General features: G+C 70.6%; 21 protein-coding genes. 14 read left to right on the top strand and 7 right to left on the bottom strand.

Annotated features, from left to right (window positions below; all coding sequences use genetic code 11):
- Nucleotides 1–29: 29 nt before the first annotated feature.
- A complete protein-coding gene (locus CCN39_RS04115) occupies nt 30–239 on the top strand; it encodes a hypervirulence associated TUDOR domain-containing protein (protein ID WP_086838499.1) in 210 nt (69 codons plus the stop codon).
- On the opposite strand, the gene CCN39_RS04110 is transcribed toward CCN39_RS04115, so the two are convergent.
- A complete protein-coding gene (locus CCN39_RS04110; protein WP_086838497.1) occupies nt 236–685 on the bottom strand; it encodes an HIT family protein in 450 nt (149 codons plus the stop codon). The two genes, CCN39_RS04115 and CCN39_RS04110, sit on opposite strands and share 4 nt — an antisense overlap.
- A gap of 10 nt (nt 686–695) precedes the next feature.
- Nucleotides 696–1,814, bottom strand: a complete 1,119-nt coding sequence (locus CCN39_RS04105; RefSeq protein WP_086838496.1) for a helix-turn-helix domain-containing protein — start codon at nt 1,812–1,814, stop codon at nt 696–698.
- A 175-nt stretch (nt 1,815–1,989) separates the two neighbouring features.
- Between CCN39_RS04105 and CCN39_RS04100 the strand changes: the two genes are divergently transcribed.
- Nucleotides 1,990–3,246 (top strand): YncE family protein, encoded by a 1,257-nt coding sequence (locus CCN39_RS04100; protein ID WP_086838494.1) that lies wholly within the window; start codon nt 1,990–1,992, stop codon nt 3,244–3,246.
- A gap of 2 nt (nt 3,247–3,248) precedes the next feature.
- Here the strand turns inward: CCN39_RS04100 and CCN39_RS04095 are convergent, their stop codons facing one another.
- Together CCN39_RS04095 and CCN39_RS04090 are read right to left on the bottom strand one after the other, a co-directional pair.
- Nucleotides 3,249–3,662, bottom strand: coding sequence for a DUF5655 domain-containing protein (locus CCN39_RS04095; RefSeq protein WP_244210605.1), 414 nt, complete (start codon nt 3,660–3,662; stop codon nt 3,249–3,251).
- A gap of 17 nt (nt 3,663–3,679) precedes the next feature.
- Entirely contained in the window at nt 3,680–4,144 is a 465-nt protein-coding gene (locus CCN39_RS04090) for a MarR family winged helix-turn-helix transcriptional regulator (RefSeq protein ID WP_086838491.1), read from the bottom strand.
- A 221-nt stretch (nt 4,145–4,365) separates the two neighbouring features.
- On the opposite strand from CCN39_RS04090, the gene CCN39_RS04085 reads away from it, so the two are divergent.
- Entirely contained in the window at nt 4,366–5,070 is a 705-nt protein-coding gene (locus tag CCN39_RS04085) for a DUF4142 domain-containing protein (protein WP_086838489.1), read from the top strand.
- 44 nt (nt 5,071–5,114) lie between these two features.
- Here the strand turns inward: CCN39_RS04085 and CCN39_RS04080 are convergent, their stop codons facing one another.
- On the bottom strand, nt 5,115–6,899 hold the full coding sequence (locus CCN39_RS04080) for a sigma-54-dependent Fis family transcriptional regulator (RefSeq protein WP_086838488.1): 1,785 nt from the start codon (nt 6,897–6,899) through the stop codon (nt 5,115–5,117).
- A 137-nt stretch (nt 6,900–7,036) separates the two neighbouring features.
- Here CCN39_RS04080 and CCN39_RS04075 point away from each other — a divergent pair, with 137 nt between their 5' ends.
- The 9 genes from CCN39_RS04075 to groL all read left to right on the top strand — a co-directional run bounded on the left by CCN39_RS04075 (nt 7,037) and on the right by groL (nt 16,090).
- Nucleotides 7,037–7,267 carry a hypothetical protein gene (locus tag CCN39_RS04075; protein ID WP_086838486.1) on the top strand — a complete coding sequence of 77 codons (231 nt, stop codon included), beginning with the start codon at nt 7,037–7,039 and terminating at the stop codon, nt 7,265–7,267.
- A 104-nt stretch (nt 7,268–7,371) separates the two neighbouring features.
- Nucleotides 7,372–9,021, top strand: coding sequence for a ferritin family protein (locus CCN39_RS04070; RefSeq protein WP_086838484.1), 1,650 nt, complete (start codon nt 7,372–7,374; stop codon nt 9,019–9,021).
- Between the two features lie 13 nt (nt 9,022–9,034).
- A complete protein-coding gene (locus CCN39_RS04065) occupies nt 9,035–10,063 on the top strand; it encodes an NADH:ubiquinone reductase (Na(+)-transporting) subunit F (RefSeq protein ID WP_086838482.1) in 1,029 nt (342 codons plus the stop codon).
- Nucleotides 10,064–10,070: 7 nt separating this feature from the next.
- On the top strand, nt 10,071–11,240 hold the full coding sequence (locus CCN39_RS04060) for a ferritin family protein (protein WP_086838480.1): 1,170 nt from the start codon (nt 10,071–10,073) through the stop codon (nt 11,238–11,240).
- Nucleotides 11,237–11,608: a propane 2-monooxygenase effector subunit MimD gene (mimD, locus tag CCN39_RS04055; RefSeq protein ID WP_086838478.1), complete on the top strand. Its 372-nt coding sequence runs from the start codon at nt 11,237–11,239 to the stop codon at nt 11,606–11,608. The genes CCN39_RS04060 and mimD overlap by 4 nt, the downstream gene beginning before the upstream one ends.
- 34 nt (nt 11,609–11,642) lie before the next feature.
- Nucleotides 11,643–12,680 carry an amidohydrolase family protein gene (locus CCN39_RS04050; RefSeq protein WP_086838476.1) on the top strand — a complete coding sequence of 346 codons (1,038 nt, stop codon included), beginning with the start codon at nt 11,643–11,645 and terminating at the stop codon, nt 12,678–12,680.
- Nucleotides 12,677–13,366 carry an iron-sulfur cluster assembly protein gene (locus CCN39_RS04045; protein WP_086838474.1) on the top strand — a complete coding sequence of 230 codons (690 nt, stop codon included), beginning with the start codon at nt 12,677–12,679 and terminating at the stop codon, nt 13,364–13,366. Before CCN39_RS04050 ends, CCN39_RS04045 begins: the two co-directional genes overlap by 4 nt.
- On the top strand, nt 13,363–14,388 hold the full coding sequence (locus CCN39_RS04040) for an NAD(P)-dependent alcohol dehydrogenase (RefSeq protein ID WP_086838472.1): 1,026 nt from the start codon (nt 13,363–13,365) through the stop codon (nt 14,386–14,388). The genes CCN39_RS04045 and CCN39_RS04040 overlap by 4 nt, the downstream gene beginning before the upstream one ends.
- A 10-nt stretch (nt 14,389–14,398) precedes the next feature.
- On the top strand, nt 14,399–16,090 hold the full coding sequence (gene groL / locus CCN39_RS04035) for a chaperonin GroEL (RefSeq protein WP_086838470.1): 1,692 nt from the start codon (nt 14,399–14,401) through the stop codon (nt 16,088–16,090).
- A 76-nt stretch (nt 16,091–16,166) separates the two neighbouring features.
- On the opposite strand, the gene CCN39_RS04030 is transcribed toward groL, so the two are convergent.
- Nucleotides 16,167–16,766, bottom strand: coding sequence for a hypothetical protein (locus tag CCN39_RS04030; protein WP_086838468.1), 600 nt, complete (start codon nt 16,764–16,766; stop codon nt 16,167–16,169).
- A 131-nt stretch (nt 16,767–16,897) separates the two neighbouring features.
- Here CCN39_RS04030 and CCN39_RS04025 point away from each other — a divergent pair, with 131 nt between their 5' ends.
- Nucleotides 16,898–17,539, top strand: coding sequence for a GNAT family N-acetyltransferase (locus CCN39_RS04025; protein ID WP_244210604.1), 642 nt, complete (start codon nt 16,898–16,900; stop codon nt 17,537–17,539).
- Nucleotides 17,472–17,990 (top strand): LmrA/YxaF family transcription factor, encoded by a 519-nt coding sequence (locus CCN39_RS04020; protein WP_434781083.1) that lies wholly within the window; start codon nt 17,472–17,474, stop codon nt 17,988–17,990. The genes CCN39_RS04025 and CCN39_RS04020 overlap by 68 nt, the downstream gene beginning before the upstream one ends.
- Here the strand turns inward: CCN39_RS04020 and CCN39_RS04015 are convergent.
- Entirely contained in the window at nt 17,987–19,117 is a 1,131-nt protein-coding gene (locus tag CCN39_RS04015; protein ID WP_086838464.1) for an epoxide hydrolase family protein, read from the bottom strand. The genes CCN39_RS04020 and CCN39_RS04015 overlap by 4 nt on opposite strands.
- Nucleotides 19,118–19,202: the final 85 nt, after the last annotated feature.

The raw sequence follows: 19,202 nt of genomic DNA, 5'->3' as shown, positions 1-19,202 counted from the left end.
CCGCGGTGAGCACGGGTACCCCGCGAACCATGACCAAGGAATTCGAGAAGGGCGACCGCGTCCGGTGGGACGCGGGCAACCAGAGCTCCGTCGGCACGGTCGAGCAAAAGCTCACCGAGGACACCCACGCCGGCAAGCGGGACGTCAAAGCGTCCCCCGATCACCCGCAATACCTCGTCCGCAGCGAAAAATCCGGCAAGACCGCCGTGCACCACCCGGACAAGCTCCACAAGGCCTAACGCGCCGCCCGGACCTTCTCCGCGACCTCCACCAGTTCCTCCTTCGTCCGCACCCGCCAGTCGGCGCTCAGCACGAAGCCGTCGCCCGCGAACCGGGGGATCACGTGCAGGTGGACGTGGGGGATCTCCTGGCCCGCCGCCTTGCCGTCGGCCAGGAAGAGGTTGATCGCCTCGCACTTCAGGTCCGTGCGCCGCAGGGCCGCCGCCAGCTCCTGCGCGATCGCGAACATCCTCGTGCCTGCCGGAGAAGGCAGCGAAGCCAGGTCCGCGTGGTGGGCCCGGGGCAGCACCAGCAGATGACCGGTGGCCACCGGGCGGAGGTCGACGATCGCGACGAACTCGTCGTCCTCGTGGACGAACGCCGCCGGCGCCTGGCCCGAGCCGATCGCGCAGAAAACGCATTCTCCGGTCGACGTGGTTGCCGGCATGCGGCGAAGTTCAGCCATGCGGGTGACCCTATCGGCCGCCGAGCCAATGGTGCAGCGCCCACCACGACCGCAGGGCGTCGAGCACGCGGCCGGCGCTGTTCTCCGCCAGGGCCACCGGGGTGAGCTCGGCCAGCCGGTCGAGGCGGTAGCGGACCGTGTTCGGGTGCAGGTGCAGGGCTTCCGCCGTGGGACGCAGGCGCTGGCCGTGGTCGAGGTAGGCGAGCGCCGTCGCGGCCAGCTCGCGGTGGAACGCGTTCGCGGGGTCGAGGGCGTCGAGCAGGCCCGCCGTGAGGAGGTCCGCCAGCTGCGGCTGCGCCGCCAGGGCGACTTCGCCCGCCAGGGAAGTGAGGTCGTGGTATCCGGGACCGGCGATCCGCGCCGCCGCCGTGCAGAGGCGGTGCACCTCGCGCAGCTCCGCCAGCGCGGCCGGAGGCGCGGCGACCAGCAACACACCGTCGGCCAGCGAGACCCCGGCCGGCGGGCGGGCCGCCAGGCCGGTGAGCCGGCCCTCGACCAGCCCGTACACCCCGCCGAACTCCAGCAGCGCCTGTTCGAGGGTGCGCGCCCGCGCCGGGTCGCTGACGTCGGACACCACGCACGAGTAGCGGCCCTCCGGACGCAGTCCCGCCTGCCGGAGCTCCTCCGGCGTGGGCGGGTGCCCGGCGAGCAGCAGGGTGCGCAGCAGCTGGGTCCGCGCGTCGCGCACCGTCCGGGACAGCTGCAGCTCGGCGGCGTGGTAACCCTTGACGATGTGCCGCTCCAGCGCGCCGGTGTAGCGCTCGGCGTCGAGGATCGTCTCGAGGATGACCTCGTCGGACAGGCCGGCGGCCCGCGCGCGTTCGACGGCGAAGCGGGCCGCGAGCGTTTTGCCGGCCTGGACCCCGCCCAGCAGGTCGGCGAGCGGGACGCCCTGCGCGGCGCGGTCGGCGCCCAGCGCCTCCGCGGTGGTGTAGTCGGCGGTGTCGGGGTTGGTCGTGGCGCGCAGGGCGGCCGACAGCAGGAACTGCACGTGCCGCCGGTTCTCGGCTTCCGGCAGGCGCGCGACCTCGGGTGACTGGCTCCGCGCGGCCTTCACCAGCTCGTCCAGCACGGCGTCGTCGGCCGCCAGCGCGTCCAGCACCTGCCGGAGCAGTGGCGAGGCCGGCACGGCACCTCCCGTTGTGGCGAGGCCACAACACCGGGCCGCGGTGTTGGGCGAGCGGCCCTACCGGAGCGGCTCCGGTGGCCGGTTATCGTGACGATACCGGACAGTAACCCCGTTCCTTCGCGAAATCCATCGACCGAAGGTCACCACACCTCTTCAATGACGAAAGGTGTCTCCCGTGCGAATTTCCCGCCGGAAGCGGTCGTACCTCTCCCGCCTGGCCGTCCTCACCGCCTCCGTCGCCCTGCTGGCCACCGGCGCCGCCGTGCCGGCGACCGGCGCGGCGGCGCTGCGGGAGGTGATGTTCGTCGGCAACAACTGGGAGGGCACGGCCGACGTCATCCAGTCCCGCGGCTCGTTCGCCCGCATCGGGCGGGTGAACATCATCCCCGACAAGGACCAGCGCCTCCAGGAGATCTACCTCAACCCGATCAAGCTGGCCTTCTTCCTCGGCATCCGCAACGGGCCCGGCGAAGGGCACGACCAGTTCGTCGACGACATGTACACGACCCCGGACGGCGGTTCGGTGGTCGCGTCGCGGCCGAGCTTCGCCGACGTCGTCTCGATCGACCTGACCACCGGCCGGATCAACTGGCGCTTCCCGGTGTCGGGCTTCCGCTCCGACCACATGGCCGTCTCGCCGGACGGCCGCCGGGTCGCCGTCTCCGCCTCGACGTCCAACACCGTGCACGTGCTGGACATCGTCACCGGGCAGCAGGTCGGCTCCTTCGCCACCGGCGACAAGCCGCACGAGAACGTGTTCACCGACGGCGGCCGGTACCTGTGGAACATGTCGATCGGCGAGGTCAACACCGACCTCGACGACCCGGGCTGGGACTTCACCAAGGGGGACCGGCGGATCACCGTGGTCGACGCCGCGACCTTCCGCCAGGTCAAGGTGATCGACATGCGCCAGCGGCTCGACGCCTTCGGCCGCGGTGACCTTTCGGACGCCGTCCGGCCGGTCGCGTTCACCCCGGACGGGTCGAAGCTGTACTTCCAGGTGTCGTTCTTCAACGGTTTCGCCGAGTACGACGTGGCGACCGACAAGATCACGCGGGTCAAGGAGCTGCCGAAGAACCCGGCCACGAGTGACGACCGCAAGACCTTCGTCAACGACTCCCGTCACCACGGCATGTCGATGAACCCGGCCGGCACCAAGCTCTGCATCGCCGGGACCATGGACGACTACGCCACGGTCGTCGACCGCGCGTCGCTGCAGCAGGGCACGCTGGTGCCGGCGGTGAAGCCGTACTGGGCGACGGTCAGCGGCGACGGCAGCGCCTGCGTGATCTCCGAGGCCGGCGCCGACCAGGTCACCGCGATCGACTTCGCGACCGGGCGGAAGCTGCTCTCGGTGCCGGTGGGCGACCACCCGCAGCGGGTGCGCATCGGCCACGTGCCCGACGGCTGGACGGGACCCACCGGGTCCTGACCTCAGGCGACGGCGAAGGCCGCGGTCAGCCAGCCGCGGACTTCGTCGTCCACATCGGACACCGCACGCAGGCTCAGCCTGTGCCCGACCCGCGGCCCGCTCGCCCAGCTCGCCGGGGCGATGCGGGCCGTTTCCACCGGCCGCGGCAGCCACAGGTACACCAGCACGTCCCGCGACCGCGGGCGCAGCTCCGCCAGCTTCCGGTCCCGCTTCAGGAACACCCCCACCTTGACGGCGTCCTCGTGGACGTCGCCGAGGGTGCGCAGGTGCGCCATCACCGCGTCGTAGACCGAGCGCTGCCACGGCGCCCGGCCGGCGAAGGTCTCCTCGACCGTGCAGCCGGGGACGCAGGTGTGCCCCTGGCCGGCGCGCGCGAACTCGCGGTCGCAGCGGGGGCACGTCCAGCGGGTCGGCATGCCGTCCAGGATGGCACTCACAGCGCTGCCGGGCCGAGCGCCGGGATGGTCGCCGCCGCCTGCACCAGCTGCCGGGCCGCCTCGCCCGCGGCCTTGCGCTGCGACGGTGGCAGCTTGTCCAGCAGCGCCCCCAGCGCGGCCTGCCGCCGTTCGAGCATCCGCGCCACGATCTCGTGCCCGGCCTCGGTCACCTCCAGCGTGACGACGCTGCGGTTGCCGGGGCTGCGGCCGCGGGCCACGTACCCGAGGGCTTCGAGCCGATCCGCCAGCCGCGTCACCGAAGACGCGTTGACGCCCATCACCGCCGCCAGCTGCGAGCTCGGCACCCGGCCGACCCGGTCGAGGATCAGCAGCAGCCGCGACTGCGGGAACGAGACCTCGGGCGGGGCCGCGTGCGCGCATTCCCACGCGATCCCGACCAGGACCACGGTGAGGTCGTCGAGGGCGGCCACGTCCGGGGGCGCTTCCGAGTGGGGTTGCATGAGGCAATACTTGCCAATCGCAAGAGCTTCGGTCAAGATGGACATCCCCGGCGCTCGCCGGCGGTGCCCGGCCGGTTAGGCCGCCCTCCTCTTTCGGCTGCCGTGGATGCGCTCGTGCGCTGATTCCGTTGGCACGCAACAATAATTCTCCGGATTTCGCTGAACCTCCCCGCGACGGCGTCCGTGTACCCCGTACCGAACTGTCGTCAGAAGGAGGAACCATGCCGGATCACCGTGGCATGACGGGCCGCGCCAAGGCCCGGACCGCGTTGGTCGTCGTCGTCACGCTCGCCGTGGTCGGCGTGGGCTCGGTCATGGTGCTGAACGCCAACGCCCAGACTTCGCCCGGCTCGACGCAGGCGCAGGTCCCGGCGCATGACATGGCCGGCATGCAGATGGGCTCGGCCGCCCAGGCCGGGGCCGACAACATCGCCGGCGCCGGCCCGGTCACCGAGCTCGACAAGACGTTCCTGGTCAAGGTCCGCCAGGCCGGGCTCTGGGAGATCCCCGCCGGTGACCTCGCGCAGACCAACGCCAGCAGCGAACAGGTGAAGCGCGCCGGGCTGCACCTGCTGGACGGGCACTCGCACCTCGACCAGCTCGTCCGCGAGGACGCGAAGATGCTCGGCGTGACGTTGCCGGACAAGGCGACCGCCGAACAGCAGGACTGGGTCCGCCAGCTGACCAACGCCAAGGGCGCGGAGTTCGACAAGCTGTTCGCGAACGTGCTGCGCGCCTCGCACGGCAAGATCTTCGCGACCATCGCCGAAGTCCGGGCCGGCACGCAGAACGACGTCATCCGGCGGCACGCGACGCAGGCGAACCAGACCGTCCTCGACCACATGACGGTCCTCGAGGACACCGGCCTGGTCGACGCGAAGACGATCGCCGAGGTCGCCGAGGCGGTGAACCCGCCCGCGAAGTGACGCACGGGCAGGCCCCGGTAGCCGCCCGCCGGGGATCCGGGCGGCTACCGGGCCGGTGGCACGATGCCGTATTCGTGGATCTTGCGGTAGATGGTCGCCCGTGAGATGCCCAGCAGCTTCGCCGCCCTGACCTTGTTGCCGTCCGCGTCCTCCAGGCACCGCACGATGGCGTCCCGTTCGATCGACTCGAAGCGGTTCAGCGGCCGCCGGGTCACCGCGTGGAACTCCGCCGGGAGGTCGCCGGGGCGGATGGTGCCGGCGCGGCGGCGCTGGGCGACCTTGCGCAGCACCTGGTGGAGCTGGCCGGTGTTGCCCGGCCACTCCGCCCGCATCAGCAGGTGCAGCGCGGCGGCCGAGCACGTCAGCCTGCCGCCGTAGCCGAGCTTGCTGAGCACCAGCGGGACGAGCTCCGCGAGGTCTTCGACGTGGTGGCGCAGCGGCGGCACCCGCACCGTCCGGGGGAAGAACTTCAGCAGCTCGGCCAGCGCCGGTTCGGTTTCGGCCTCCGGCACGAGGGTGACGACGACCCAGGGCGCGCCGGGTTCCTCGCGCAGGGTCCGCAGGACCGCCGCCAGCTCGGTGGCCGCCGGGGCGGTCAGCCGGTCGGCGTGCCGGATCACCAGCGTGCGGATCGGCGCTTCGGCGTGTTCGCGCAGCAGCGCGGCCCAGTCCGTGCCGGGCGCCGCGTCGACGGTGAGCAGCCGGGCCGCCGGGTGGTGGCGCTGGTGCAGGCCCTTGGCCAGGGTCAGCTTGCCGGTGCCGGGCTCGCCTTCGAGGGCGACCCACTCGCCGTGCTGGTGACCGGAGTCGAGGTCGTGCCCGCAGCGCAGCCACAGCGGCGCCGAGCCGACGACGCCTGGCAGGTACATCGGCAGCATCGGGGTCGGGACGGCCAGGGTCTCCTCGGCCTCGATCAGCTTCACCGACAGCACGCTGCCCGCGGTCTCGGATTCGCGCCGGCCGGCGACGCGGCGGCACAGCACCCGGACCCGCAGCCCGCTGGACAGCGACAGCGTCGCCGGCGTCCGGCGGCCGTCGGCCAGCGCTTCGGTGGCGTGACCGAGCAGCACCGACTGGTCGGCCGGGTCGAGCAGCTGCCGGGCCCGGTCGTTCATCATCACGATGTCTTCGTTGAACGCCAGGACGATGCCCGTCCAGCGTCGGCAGGTCTGCAGGTAGGCCTGGAACAGCAGCATCTCCCGCAGATCGCTGTGCCGCAGCAGGGCCTGGCGGATCTGCTCGGCCGTCGAGCGGGCCAGGGCGACCAGCAGGCCGCCCGCGTCCTTGTGCCAGCAGGTGAGGTCGACGGCGCCGACCTTCTTGCCCGAGATCGGGTGGTGGATCGGCACGCCGGCGCAGGCCAGGTTCTCCAGGTGCTCGGCGTAGTGCTCGTGGCCGAACACCGTCGTCGGGCGGCCGTCCTCCAGCGCGGTGCCGATGCCGTTCGTGCCGACCGACTGCTCGCCGTAGCTGAACCCGGGCACCAGCTCGACCCGCTCGAGGTGCCGGGCCAGGTCGGCGTCGCCGGTCCGCTGGGTGAGCACGACGCCGCCGGGGTCGGTGAGGATGAGACTGATCGGCTGGCCCTCGAACTGCTCGCCGAGCTTGTGCAGCACCGGTTCGGCGCCGCGCATGAGCGGGATGTCGAGGTTCTGGTCGCCGAGGTAGAGCGGGTCGATCCGGTCGGCTTCGACCTGGAACTCCCGCGACCGCCGCCACGAGGCCAGGATCGTCGGCCGGACCGTGTCCGCGGGGACCGTTTCGGCGGTCAGGAACCGCACCCGGGTGCGGGCGAGCTCGTCGTCGGCGACCAGGGCCATCTCGTCCACGTGACCTCCAGTTCCCCGCGGCCCACGTGGGTGCGGGCACACCCGTTGTGCCGCCGGTCCAGCCTAGATCCGTCCCGCCGGTTCCGGTGTCTCAAATTGAGACGCTCCCGGTGACGCCGCGGCGGTGCGATGGAGGCATGGCCGCCGAGACGTACAACCCCTGGACGATCGTCAACCTGGTCTTCACGCACCTGGCCGCCCAAGGCCTGCACCCGGCCCTGGGCGCGGACGGGCACCCGGGCGAGCCCGCCGCGGCGCTGCTGCGCGCGTTCGGGATCGTCCCCACCGTCGAAGGCGACGCGCGCGTGCAGGCCGGGATCCACGACGAGCTGGCCGGGCTGCGCGAGCGGCTGCTCGACAGTCCCTGAGCAGCGGCTCTGTCTCAGATTGAGACCCGCGCCCGCCGCGGATGCCCGCCTAATGGTGACCGCAGGACGCCCCGGGCGGCGAACCACGGACGAGGAGTTGATCCATGAGTCGCCAGAGTGTGGCGAAAGCCCACCAGAAGATCCAAGAACTGTCGTGGGAACCGGCGTACCACACCCCGGTCTCGCACTACGGCACCGACTACACCTTCCGGAAGGCCAAGAAGAAGGACCCGTTGAAGCAGGTCCTCCGCTCGTACTTCCCGATGCAGGAGGAAAAGGACCACCGGGTCTACGGCGCCGAGGACGGCGCGATCCGCGGCAACATGTTCCGCCAGGTGCAGGAACGCTGGCTGGAATGGCAGAAGCTGTTCCTGTCGATCATCCCGCTGCCCGAGATCTCCGCCGCGCGGGCGATGCCGCTGCTGTTCCGCACGGTCCCGAACCCGGAACTGCACAACGGCCAGGCGATCCAGATGATCGACGAGGTTCGGCACTCGACGATCCAGCAGAACCTCAAGCGCCTGTACATGCAGAACTACATCGACCCGGCGGGCTTCAACTCGAGCCTGCGCAACTTCCAGAACGACTACTGCGGCACCATCGGCCGCCAGTTCGCCGAGGGTTTCATCACCGGTGACGCCATCACCGCGGCGAGCATCTACCTGACCATCGTCGCCGAAACGGCGTTCACGAACACGTTGTTCGTCGCCATGCCGGCCGAAGCCGCCGCGAACGGCGACTACCTGCTGCCGACGGTGTTCCACTCGGTCCAGTCGGACGAATCCCGCCACATCAGCAACGGCTACGCGACGCTGCTGATGGCGCTGTCCGACGAAAGCAACCACCAGCTGCTCGAACGCGACCTGCGGTACGCGTGGTGGAACAACCACGCCGTCGTCGACGCCGCGATCGGGACGTTCATCGAATACGGCACCAAGGACCGCCGCAAGGACCGCGAAAGCTACGCGGAGATGTGGCGCCGCTGGATCTACGACGACTACTACCGCAGCTACCTCGTCCCGCTGGAGAAGTACGGGCTCGTCATCCCGCACGACCTCATCGAGGAAGCCTGGAACCGGATCTGGAACAAGGGTTACGTCCACGAAGTCGCGCAGTTCTTCGCCACCGGGTGGCTCGCCAACTACTGGCGCATCGACCCGATGACCGACGAGGACTTCGAATGGTTCGAGTACAAGTACCCGGGCTGGTACGACAAGTACGGCAAGTGGTGGGAGAACTACAACCGCCTCGCGACGCCGAACGGGCACCACCCGATCGTCGCCGAGAACGTCGACTACGTGTACCCGCACCGCTGCTGGACCTGCATGGTGCCGTGCCTGATCCGCGAGGACATGGTGGTCGACCAGGTCGACGGCCAGCACCGGACGTACTGCTCGGAGACCTGCCGCTGGACCGACGCCGAGGCGTTCCGGCCCACCTACCAGGGCCGCAGCACCCCGAACATGGGCCAGCTGGTCGGCGCCCGCGAGTGGGAGACGCTCTACCACGGCTGGAACTGGGCCGACGTCGTCTCCGACATGGGCTTCGTCCGCGACGACGGCAAGACCATGGTCGCCCAGCCGCACCTGGACCTCGACCCGAAGAAGATGTGGACGCTCGACCACCTCCGCCGGATGCCCGAGGTGCAGTCGCCGAACGTGCTGCTCAACCAGATGACCGACGAGCAGCGCGCCGCGTTCGTGGCCGACTACAACCGCCAGGGGCCGGCCGGGCGCCCGGCGCCGCAGGCCTGACGGGCGGCCCGGCATGGGAGAGAAGCACCGCGTCCGGTTCGAGCCGGTCGGGATCGAGATCGACGTCGCCGAGGACCAGACGATCCTGCGCGCCGCCGCCGAGCAGGGCGTCATGCTCATGCACGGCTGCAAGGAAGGACAGTGCGCGGCCTGCAAGTCGTTCCTCCTCGACGGCGACGACGTCGAACACGACCGGTACTCGACCTTCGCGCTCCCCGACTACGAAAAGGAGGAAGGCTTCACGCTGCTGTGCCGGGCCCACGCCTACGAAGACCTGACGATCGAGCTGCTCAACTACGACGAGGAGATGATCCAGTCCGGCCTGCCGATCCAGGAGGCGACCGCCGAGGTCGTGGCGAACGACCCGGTGACCCACGACCTGCGGCACCTGGTGGTGCGGCTGGACGGCGACCTCAAGTTCTTCCCGGGCCAGTACCTGGACTTCGCGGTCCCGGGCACCGAGGAGACACGGTCGTTCTCCATGGCCAACACCTCGGCCCGCGACGGGCTCCTGGAGTTCGTCATCAAGATCTACCCCGACGGGCTGTTCTCCCGGTTCCTGGCCGCCGAAGTCGCGGTCGGCGACCGGCTCCGGGTGACCGGCCCGTTCGGGGTGTTCACCCTCCGGGACAACCCGGGCGCGGACCTGGTCTTCGTCGGCGGCGGGGCCGGGATGGCGCCGATCCTGGCGCTGCTGCGGTCCATGGCCGAGCGCGGCTTGGACCGCAAGGCCGTCTTCTACTACGGTGCCCGCCGCCGCCACGACCTCTGCTTCGAAGCGGAACTGCGGGAGCTGGAAGCGAAGCTGCCGGGATTCCGGTACGTCCCCGCGCTGTCCGAGCCGGGTGACGACGACTGGACCGGCGAAACCGGCTTCGTCACCGACGTCCTGCGCCGCGCCGGCCTGGACCTGACCGGTGCCGACGCCTACGTCTGCGGGCCACCACCGATGGTCGAGGCCGCGCTGGAGCTGCTGCCCGCGCTCGGCGTCGACGGCAAGCGCGTCTTCTACGACAAGTTCACCACCACGGGCGAAGGGTAAGGAACCCATGACAGCCACCCAAGAACGCAGCGTGCCCAAGCCGGCGTTCACCGACGCCGAAGCGGGCGCGAAGGTCTTCCCGGACTCCGATGCCCGGCGGTTCAACTACTTCACCGCCGCCAAGCGCAAGCAGAGCCACTACGAAGACGTCACCGTCGAGGTCCAGCCCGACCCGCGGCACTACCTGTCCCAGGGCTGGCTCTACGCCTTCGCCGACGGCAAGGGCGGCTACCCGCTGGAGTGGACGGCGCTGAAGGCGTGGGGTTCCGACCGGCCGCTGCCCGAACGCGGCCCGGGCTCCGGTGGCAAGGGCTACGACTGGCCGGCGCACGGCTGGCACGAGTTCCGGGACCCCAACGAGGAGTGGGAGCTCACGCTCTACCGGTACAACGCGAACGTCGTGCGGCAGCTCAACCAGAACATCGACGCCGCCCGCCAGGCGAAGGCGTTCGAGCAGTGGAACCGCAACTGGGTGGACTTCGTCGCCAAGCACGTCGGCGCCTGGATGCACGTCGACCACGGCCTGGGCCTGTACCTGTTCGCCAACGCCAACCGCCGCGCCCCGACGAACATGCACAACAACGCGATTTCGGTGAACAGCATGCACCGGATCCGCGCGGCGCAGGACCTGGCGCTGTACAACCTGACCCTCACCGAGGAGATCGAAGGCTTCGACGGCACCGCCCACCTGGCCACCTGGAACGAAGACCCGGCGTGGCAGGGCGTGCGGGACACCGCCGAGCAGCTGACCGGGATCTGGGACTGGGGCGAGGCGATCTTCGCCGCGAACGTCGTCTTCGAGCCCTTGGTCGGCGAGTTGTTCCGCAGCAACCTGGTGCAGCAGGCCGCGCCCGCGAACGGCGACTTCGTCACCCCGACGCTGATCGGCGCCGAGGAGTTCGACTTCTCCGAACGCGACCTCCGCTACACGAAGCCGCTGTTCCACCTGCTGATCAACGACAAGGAGTTCGCCGACCACAACAAGGCGCTGCTGCAGAAGTGGCTCGAGGACTGGGTGCCGAAGAGCATCGCCGCCGCCCGCGCGCTGCAGCCGCTGTGGTCGCAGCCCGACGCCAAGCCGATCCGGTTCGAGGACGGTCTCGACCGCGTGAAGAGCCGGTTCGCCGGCATCCTGTCCGAATTGGGCCTCAAGGCACCCGAGGAGCTGGGCCAGTGACCATCTTCAAGACGGCGGAAAGCCCGTTCAAGGCCGACAACACCGCGTCGAACATGTGCGGGTTCACCCTGATGAACAACCAGGTGGGCGCGATCATCGCGGAGGTCATGGCCGGCAAGGAAAACGTGACCGTGACCCCGTTGCCGTCGATGATCCGCGTCGACGCCCGGGGCCGGACGGACCTGGTCTACGCCGAGGTCGACGAGGCCGCCGGCGAGGAAGAGGGCTGGTTCAACGCGGCCGAGTTCGAGGAGAGCATGTCGACCCACTACGGGCGGATGATCCACGAAGACGACCGCACGATCATGTTCGCCAACCCCGAAGACGCGGCCGAATACCTCGACTTCGATCTCAAGCCGATCAAGTAAGCGAAGCACTCGATCCCGCTCAGGAGGATCAACCATGTACGAAAAAGACGGCGAGAAATACTTCGTGGTGGACGCCCACACCCACTTCTGGGACGCGAGCCCGGAGAACTGGGTGGCGGGGCAGGAGGAATACGCCAAGGGCTGGATCGAGTGCTTCCACGCCTACCAGGGACTCGGCCCGAAGGAGACGCACTGGCCGCTCGACCGGTTCCAGAAGTACTCCGAGGAACTCATGATGCACGACCTGTTCGAGGCCGGGCACGTCGACAAGGCCATCTTCCAGCCGACCAACCTGCGGCAGTGGTACAAGACCGGGTTCAACACCACCGAGAAAGACGGCGCGCTGGCCGAGAAGCACCCGGACAGGTTCCTCGTCAACACCACGTTCGACCCGCGTGAGGGCGACGAGGGCATGAAGGCGTTCTCCGAACGCGTGAAGCGGTACGGCTGCAAGGGCGTCAAGCTCTACACGGCCGAGTGGCGCGGCGACTCCCGCGGCTGGAGCCTGAAGGATCCGGAGGCGGCCCGCTACCTCGAGAAGTGCGAGGAACTCGGCGTCAAGAACGTCCACATCCACAAGGGACCGACGATCTGGCCGCTCGACAAGGACGCCTTCGACGTGTCCGATGTGGACTACGCGGCGACGAACTTCCAGGGCCTCAACTTCATCGTCGAGCACGTCGGCCTGCCGCGCATCGAGGACTTCTGCTTCATGGCCACCCAGGAGCGGAACGTCTACGCGGGGCTCGCCGTCGTGGTCGGCGGCCTGATGCACGCCCGGCCGAAGTTCTTCGCCAAGGTCATGGGCGAGCTGATGTTCTGGCTCGGCGAGGACAAGCTGATCTTCGGTGCGGACTACGCGATCTGGGAACCGAAGTGGCAGGTCGAGGGCTTCGTCGACTGGAACATGCCCGGGGACGACGAGCTGTCGGACTTCCCGCCGCTGACCGTCGACCAGAAGAAGAAGATCCTCGGGCTGAACGCCGCCCGGCTCTACGACATCGACGTCCCGGAGGAGCTGAAGCTCGCGGATCCGGAGAACGTCGAGCCCGTCGGCGTGCCGAACTCATGACCGCCGTGGTGACCGGGGCCCGCGCCGCCGTGTGGGCGGCGCTGGGCACCGTCCGGGATCCCGAACTGGACGAACCCCTCACCGACCTCGGGTTCGTGGCCCGCTGCGAGGTGAGCGACGCGGGCCACGCCGTCGTCCGGCTGCGGCTGCCGACGTACTTCTGCGCGCCCAACTTCGCGTTCCTCATGGTGGCGGACGCCTACGACGCCGTGGCCGGGGTACCGGGCCTGACCGGGCTCGACATCCGGCTCGACGACCACTTCGCCTCCGACGTCATCAACCGCGGGGTGGCCGCGCGGCAGGGGTTCGTCGCGTCGTTCGAGGGCGAGGCCGCCGACGAGCTCGACACGCTGCGGTACGACTTCGTCCGCAAGGCCGTCCTGGCCGGCACCGACCGCGTCTGCCGGTCCCTCGGCCGGGACCCGCGAGCGCTGACCCTCGGCGACGTCCCGCCGAGCCCGGACCTGGACCGGCTGCGGGCCCGCCGCCGCGAGCTCGGCCTGCCCGCCGAGGACGGCGACCCGCTGCTGCTGGACCCGGCCACCGGGACGACTCCGGTCGACGCGAAGCGCCACCTCGCCTTCGCGCGGCTGACCCGCACGAGCATGGAGGCCAACTCGGGCGTCTGCCGCGGCATGCTGCGCGCGCGGTACGCCCTGACCAGCGAAGAGGAGGGCACGGGATGAAGGCCGTGCGGCTGCAGAAGTACCACCAGCACCCGGTGATCGAAGACGTCCCGGAGCCGCGCGCCACCGGGCCCCTCGACGTCGTGGTCAAGATCGGCGGCGCCGGCGTCTGCCGCACCGACCTGCACATCATCGAGGAGCAGTGGGCCGAGAAGTCCGGCGTCGAGCTGCCGTACACGATCGGCCACGAGAACGCGGGCTGGGTGCACGAGGTCGGCCCGGCGGTGACGAACGTCGAGGTCGGGGACACGGTCATCCTGCACCCGACGCCGACGTGCGGGCTCTGCCACGCCTGCCGCGCGGGCGACGACATGCACTGCCCGAACGGGAGTTTCCCGGGCATCAGCACCGACGGCGGGATGGCGGAGTACCTGCTGACGTCGGCGCGGGCGTGCATCAAGCTGGATCCGTCGACCCAGCCGTCCGATGTGGCGGCGCTGGCCGACGCCGGGATCACCGCCTACCACGCGGTGCGCAAGGCCGTCCCGCACCTGTACCCGGGCACCACCTGCGTCGTCAACGGCGCCGGCGGCCTCGGGCACATCGGCATCCAGTCGCTTCGCGCGTTGACCGCCGCTCGCGTGATCGTCGTGGACCGCAACGCCGACGCCCTGGAGCTGGCGTCGACCTTGGGCGCGGATCTCACGGTGTTGGCCGACGGCAAGCAGGTCGAGGCGGTGCTCGACCTGACCGACGGCAACGGCGCCGAGGTCGTCCTCGACTTCGTCGCCGAGCAGGGTGCCCAGCAGGACGCCTTCGCGATGACCCGCCGCGCCGGGTCGCACTTCGTGATCGGCTACGGCTCGAACATCGAGATCCCGACCATCGACATCATCTCCACCGAGCGGAACATCATCGGCAACCTGGTCGGCACCTACAACGACCTGGCCGAGCTGATGGTGCTCGCCCAGGCCGGGAAGGTCACCCTCCACACGAAGAAGTACCCCCTGGACGCGGCGCTCGACGCGCTGGCCGACCTCGACGCCGGGCGCGTGCGCGGCCGGGCCATCCTCACCCCCTAGGAGCAGGCAGATGGCGAAGGAACTGCGGTTCGGCTCGGACGCCCGCGACCTGCTGGTGGCGGGCGTCGACAAGCTGGCCGAAGCGGTCAAGTCCACGCTGGGGCCCAAGGGCCGCAACGTGATCATCGAGAAGATCACCGGGTCGCCGGTGGTCACCAACGACGGCGTCACCATCGCGCGCGAGATCCACCTGAAGAACCAGTTCGAGAACATGGGCGCGCAGCTGGTGAAGGAAGCGGCGATCAAGACCAACGACGTCGTCGGCGACGGCACCACCACGGCCACCGTGCTCGCCCAGGCGATCGTCCGCGAAGGCATGCGGGCGATCTCGGGCGGCGGCAACCCGGTGCTCGTCAAGCGCGGCATCGACCACGCCGTCGGCCTGCTGGTGGCGCACCTGGAGAAGCAGGCGCACCCGGTGGTGTCCGAACAGGACTACGCGCGGGTGGCGGCGATCTCGGCCAACGACGACGACGCGGTCGGCGCGGTCATCGCCAAGGCCCTGCACACCGTCGGCGACGGCGGCGTGGTGACGGTCGAGGAGTCGCCGACGATCGGGATGAGCGTCGAGTTCGTCGAAGGCTTCGAGTTCGACAACGGCTACCTCTCGCCGTACCTGGTCACCGACCCGGGCCGGCTGGAAGCGGTGCTCGACGACCCGTACATCCTGATGTGCGCGGAGAAGATCACCAAGGTGCAGCAGCTGATGCCGGTGCTGGACAAGGTGATGCGGGCACCCCGGCCGCTGGTCGTGATCGGTGAGACGGTCGAGGGCACGGCGCTGTCCATGCTGGTGCACAACCACATGAACGGCACCTTCCAGTCGGTGGCCGTCCGCGCGCCGGGCTTCGGTGACCGGCGGCTGCACAAGCTGGAGGACCTCGCCGCGATCGTCGGCGGCGCGGTGCTCTCGCGGCAGTCCGGGTTCACGATGGAGACGATGACCCTCGACCACCTCGGCCGGGCCAAGCAGGTCCGGGTCACCGAGAACCGCACGACGATCGTCGGCGGCGCCGGGTCGCCGGACGCGGTGGAGTTCCGGGTCGGCCAGCTGCGCGCGGAGCTGGAGCGCGCGCAGTTCGGCGTCGACGAGGACGTCCTGACCGAGCGGATCGGCGCCCTGACCGGCAAGGTCGCGGTGGTGCGGGTCGGCGCCGCCACCCCGGCCGAGCTGAAGGAGCTGCAGCACCGGGTCGAGGACGCCCTGTCGGCGACCCGGGCGGCGATGGCCGAGGGCATCGTGGCCGGCGGGGGAGCGGCGCTCCTGCACGCCGAGAAGGCCCTGGAAGGACTCGGCCTGGAAGGCGATCAGGCGATCGGCGTCGAGATCGTCCGGCGCGCGCTCGCCGAGCCCGCGTTCCTCATCGCGCACAACGCGGGCCACCCGGCCCACGAGATCGTCGCGCGGGTTCGGGAGATGGGCGACGACGACGGTTTCGACGCGCTGCACGACCGCTACGGGGACATGGTCGCGCTCGGCGTGGTCGACCCCCTGCGGGTGTGCCGCTCCGCCGTGCAGAACGGGGCTTCGGTGGCGGGCCTGCTGCTCACGACCAACTCCCTGATCGCCGAGGAACAGACCCCGTGGGGCGGCAGCGCGGCCCTGATGACCGAGTTCGGCCCGCTGGACGAGGGCCTGCACCAGCCCTCGCCCGACGCCAGCACCCCGCAGTCCCTCGGGATGGGCCCCTCCGTCGGCTGAGTTCCACGTCCGACAGCCCACGGAGTGAGGAGGTCTTCCCGCCGGTGTCCTGAGCTCCGGCGGGGAGGCCTCCGGCTCAGGGGGCGAGGCCGTGGCGGGCCAGTTCGTGCCCGGCCAGCTTCGCGATCACGTCCCGGTCCCGCTCCCGCCAGCCGGTGGCCGGTTCGCCCACCGAAGCCAAGCGCCCCAACGGCTGCGTGGCCAGCGCCCGCAGGGCCAGCAGGTCCAGCCCTTCGTCGCCGAGGGCCCGCAGCCGCGCGGCCGCGGTGGCGCGGCGGGTGTAGTGCCAGCGCAGCGGCAACCAGGTCACCAGGAGGGTCAGCACGGGCAGGGCGATGATGACCGCCGCGAGCCACCAGGCCAGGTTCTCGACGGCCTCGATCTGCCAGCGGCCCGCGTCCGTGAGCTTGGTCCCGACGTCCGAGCCGCCGTGCAGGGCCTTGGCCAGCGCGTCGCCGACGAGCGGGATGCCGTCGGCGGAGTTCGCCGCGGAGTCGAAGGTGCCGCGCAGGCCGGTCCCGGCGTCGACGAGCCCGTCGCCGGGCGCCCGCAGCTTCATGACCTGGTCGTACACCGAGGTCCCCAGCCACACCGCGATGACGGCGAGCAGCACGGCCAGCAGGTCGCTGACGAGCTGGGCGGTACGGCGGATCGGCCGTTCGGCGTAGAGCTGCATCGCGGGCGCCTTTCGCGGTGGGGGAGCGCGGCCACGGCAACGTACCCGGGTCCCGTCCGGGCGAATCGGGCCCGGTGATCTATGACGCCGGTCATAGTGCCTTCGGCGCGGTGGTGTGGTCTGATGTGACTATGACCACTGTCATAGAGGTCGCGGACCGCGAGTGTGTCGCCGCCGTCGTCGCGGCCTGCTCGCCGGACAGCCTCCGGCGCCGGTTCATGATGGGCGGGCCCGCGCGCCCGGCCGAGGTTTTCCAGCGCTACCAGCGGTTCCTGCTCGCCGGGCCACCGGACGGCGTCGCGTTGCTCGCGTGGCGCGGCGGCACTCCGGTGGGGCTGCTCAACTTCGTCTCGGAGACGCCGGGGGAGGCGGAAGTCGGCATCCTCGTCGCCGACGCGTGGCAGCGGCAGGGGATCGGCAGCGCGCTGAGCCGGTGGCTGTGGGCGTCCGGGCGCTGGCCGGGCTGGACCGTGCGGGCGACCGTCCAGGCCGGGAACGCCGGCGCCGAGGCGCTGCTGCTGGGCCAGGGGTTCCGGCCGGTGCCGTCCTACGAGCGCGGCGAACGCGACTTCGCGCTGGTCGTGCCGGACTGGGCTACCATGACGGACGTCATGAAGGAGGCAGCCGATGACCAGGACCCCGCGCGAGCGGATGGTGCTCAGCGCCGCGCAGCTGGTGCGGATCCACGGTGTCGGGGCGACCGGCATGCGGGACGTGGTCGCCCACGCCGAAGCCCCGCGGGGCTCCCTGCAGCACTACTTCCCGGGCGGTAAGGACCAGCTGATCGCCGAAGCCGTCGCCTGGGCCGGCGACTACGCCGCCCGGCGCGTGGCGCGCGTCGCGGCCAAGCTCGAAGATCCCACGCCGGGGAAGCTGTTCGCGGCGATGGCCGCCCAGTGGACCGACGAGTTCACGACGTCGGGCTTCGACGCGGGCTGCCCGCTGGTGGCGACGGTCGCCGACGCGGCCGCCACCAGCGACAGCCTGCGCGAAGCGGTGGGCCAGGCGTTCGAAGGCTGGCAGCGGCCGGTCGCGGCGACCCTCGAAGACCTCGGCGTGCCCCCGGCCCGCAGCACGTCCCTGGCGGTGCTCATGCTCAGCGCGCTCGAGGGCGCGATCGTCCTGGCGCGGGCACACCGGGACGTCGCGCCGCTCGATACGGTGGTCGCGGAGCTGCGGCCGCTGCTCGACGGCGCCGTGGACAAGCGGCGCCGCCGCGCCTAGAGGCCGCGGAAGAACTCCCGGATGTCACCGACCAGGACGTCCGGCGCCTGCAGGGACGCGAAGTGCCCGCCGGTGTCGTAGTCCCTCCAGCGCGTGACGGTGTTGGACAGTTCGGCCAGGCCTCGGATCGCATGGTCGCCGCGGAAGTTCGCGACGGCCGTCGGGACGCCGGAGGGCGCGGGCCGTTCCCCCCAGCCGTCCTGGCCGGCCTCGAGGTAGAGGCGCGCGGCCGAGCCGGCGGTGCCGGTGAGCCAGAAGATCGTGACGTTCGTCAGGATCGCGTCCCGGTCCACCGGGGTCTGGTTCGTGGCGGCGGGATCCCAGTCGACGAACCATTCGAGGTTCCACGCGAGCTGCCCGGCGGGGGAGTCGTTGAGGGCGTAGGCGAGGGTCTGCGGGCGGGTGGCCATCTGGGTGGCGTAGCCGGAGTGGGCGTACCACCAGGTTTCGTTCTCCTGGGCGCGCTTCCGGTCCTCTTCGGACAGCCGGTCGAGATCCCCGGGGGCGGTCGGCACCCCGGCATTGGCGACGGCGTTGATGTGCACGCCTCGCACCGCTTCGGGGGCGACGCGGCCGAGTTCGGGGGACACGATGCTGCCGAAGTCACCGCCGTGCGCGCCGTAGCGGTCGTAGCCGAGCCTGTTCATCAGCTCGGCCCAGGCTTTCGCGACGCGGCGGGTGTTCCAGCCGCGGTCGGTGGTCGGGCCGGAGAAGGCGAACCCGGGCACCGACGGCGCGACGACGTGGAAGGCGTCCTTCGGGTCACCGCCGTGGGCTTTCGGATCGGTGAGCGGGCCGAGGACGTCCCGGAAGTCGGCGATGGTGCTGGGCCAGCCGTGGGTGACGATCAGGGGCGTGGCGTCGGGTTCGGGGGAGCGGACGTGCAGGAAGTGGACGCGCTGGCCGTCGATGGTGGTGGTGAACTGGGGGTGTGCGTTCAGGCGGGCTTCCTGGGCACGCCAGTCGAAGCCGTCCTGCCAGTAGCCGACGAGCTCGGCGAGGTAGGCCTGGCTGACGCCGTAATCCCAGCCGGCGCCGGGGAGTTCGCCGGGCCAGCGGGTGTTGGCCAGGCGGTGCTGGAGATCGTCGAGGTCGTGCTGGTCGATGTCGATGCGGAAGGGATCCATGGGAGTCAGGGTGGCCGGGATCTAGGTCACTTCTCGGCCTAGATCGCCCGCCGGTCACACGCCGCCGGCCTTCAGCCACCACGGC

The sequence above is a fragment of the Amycolatopsis kentuckyensis genome (assembly GCF_002155975.1).
GTDB classification, from domain to species: Bacteria; Actinomycetota; Actinomycetes; order Mycobacteriales; family Pseudonocardiaceae; genus Amycolatopsis; species Amycolatopsis kentuckyensis.
The sequence above is the reverse complement of the archived record's forward strand: the minus strand, read 5'-3'. Positions and strand labels throughout refer to the sequence as shown.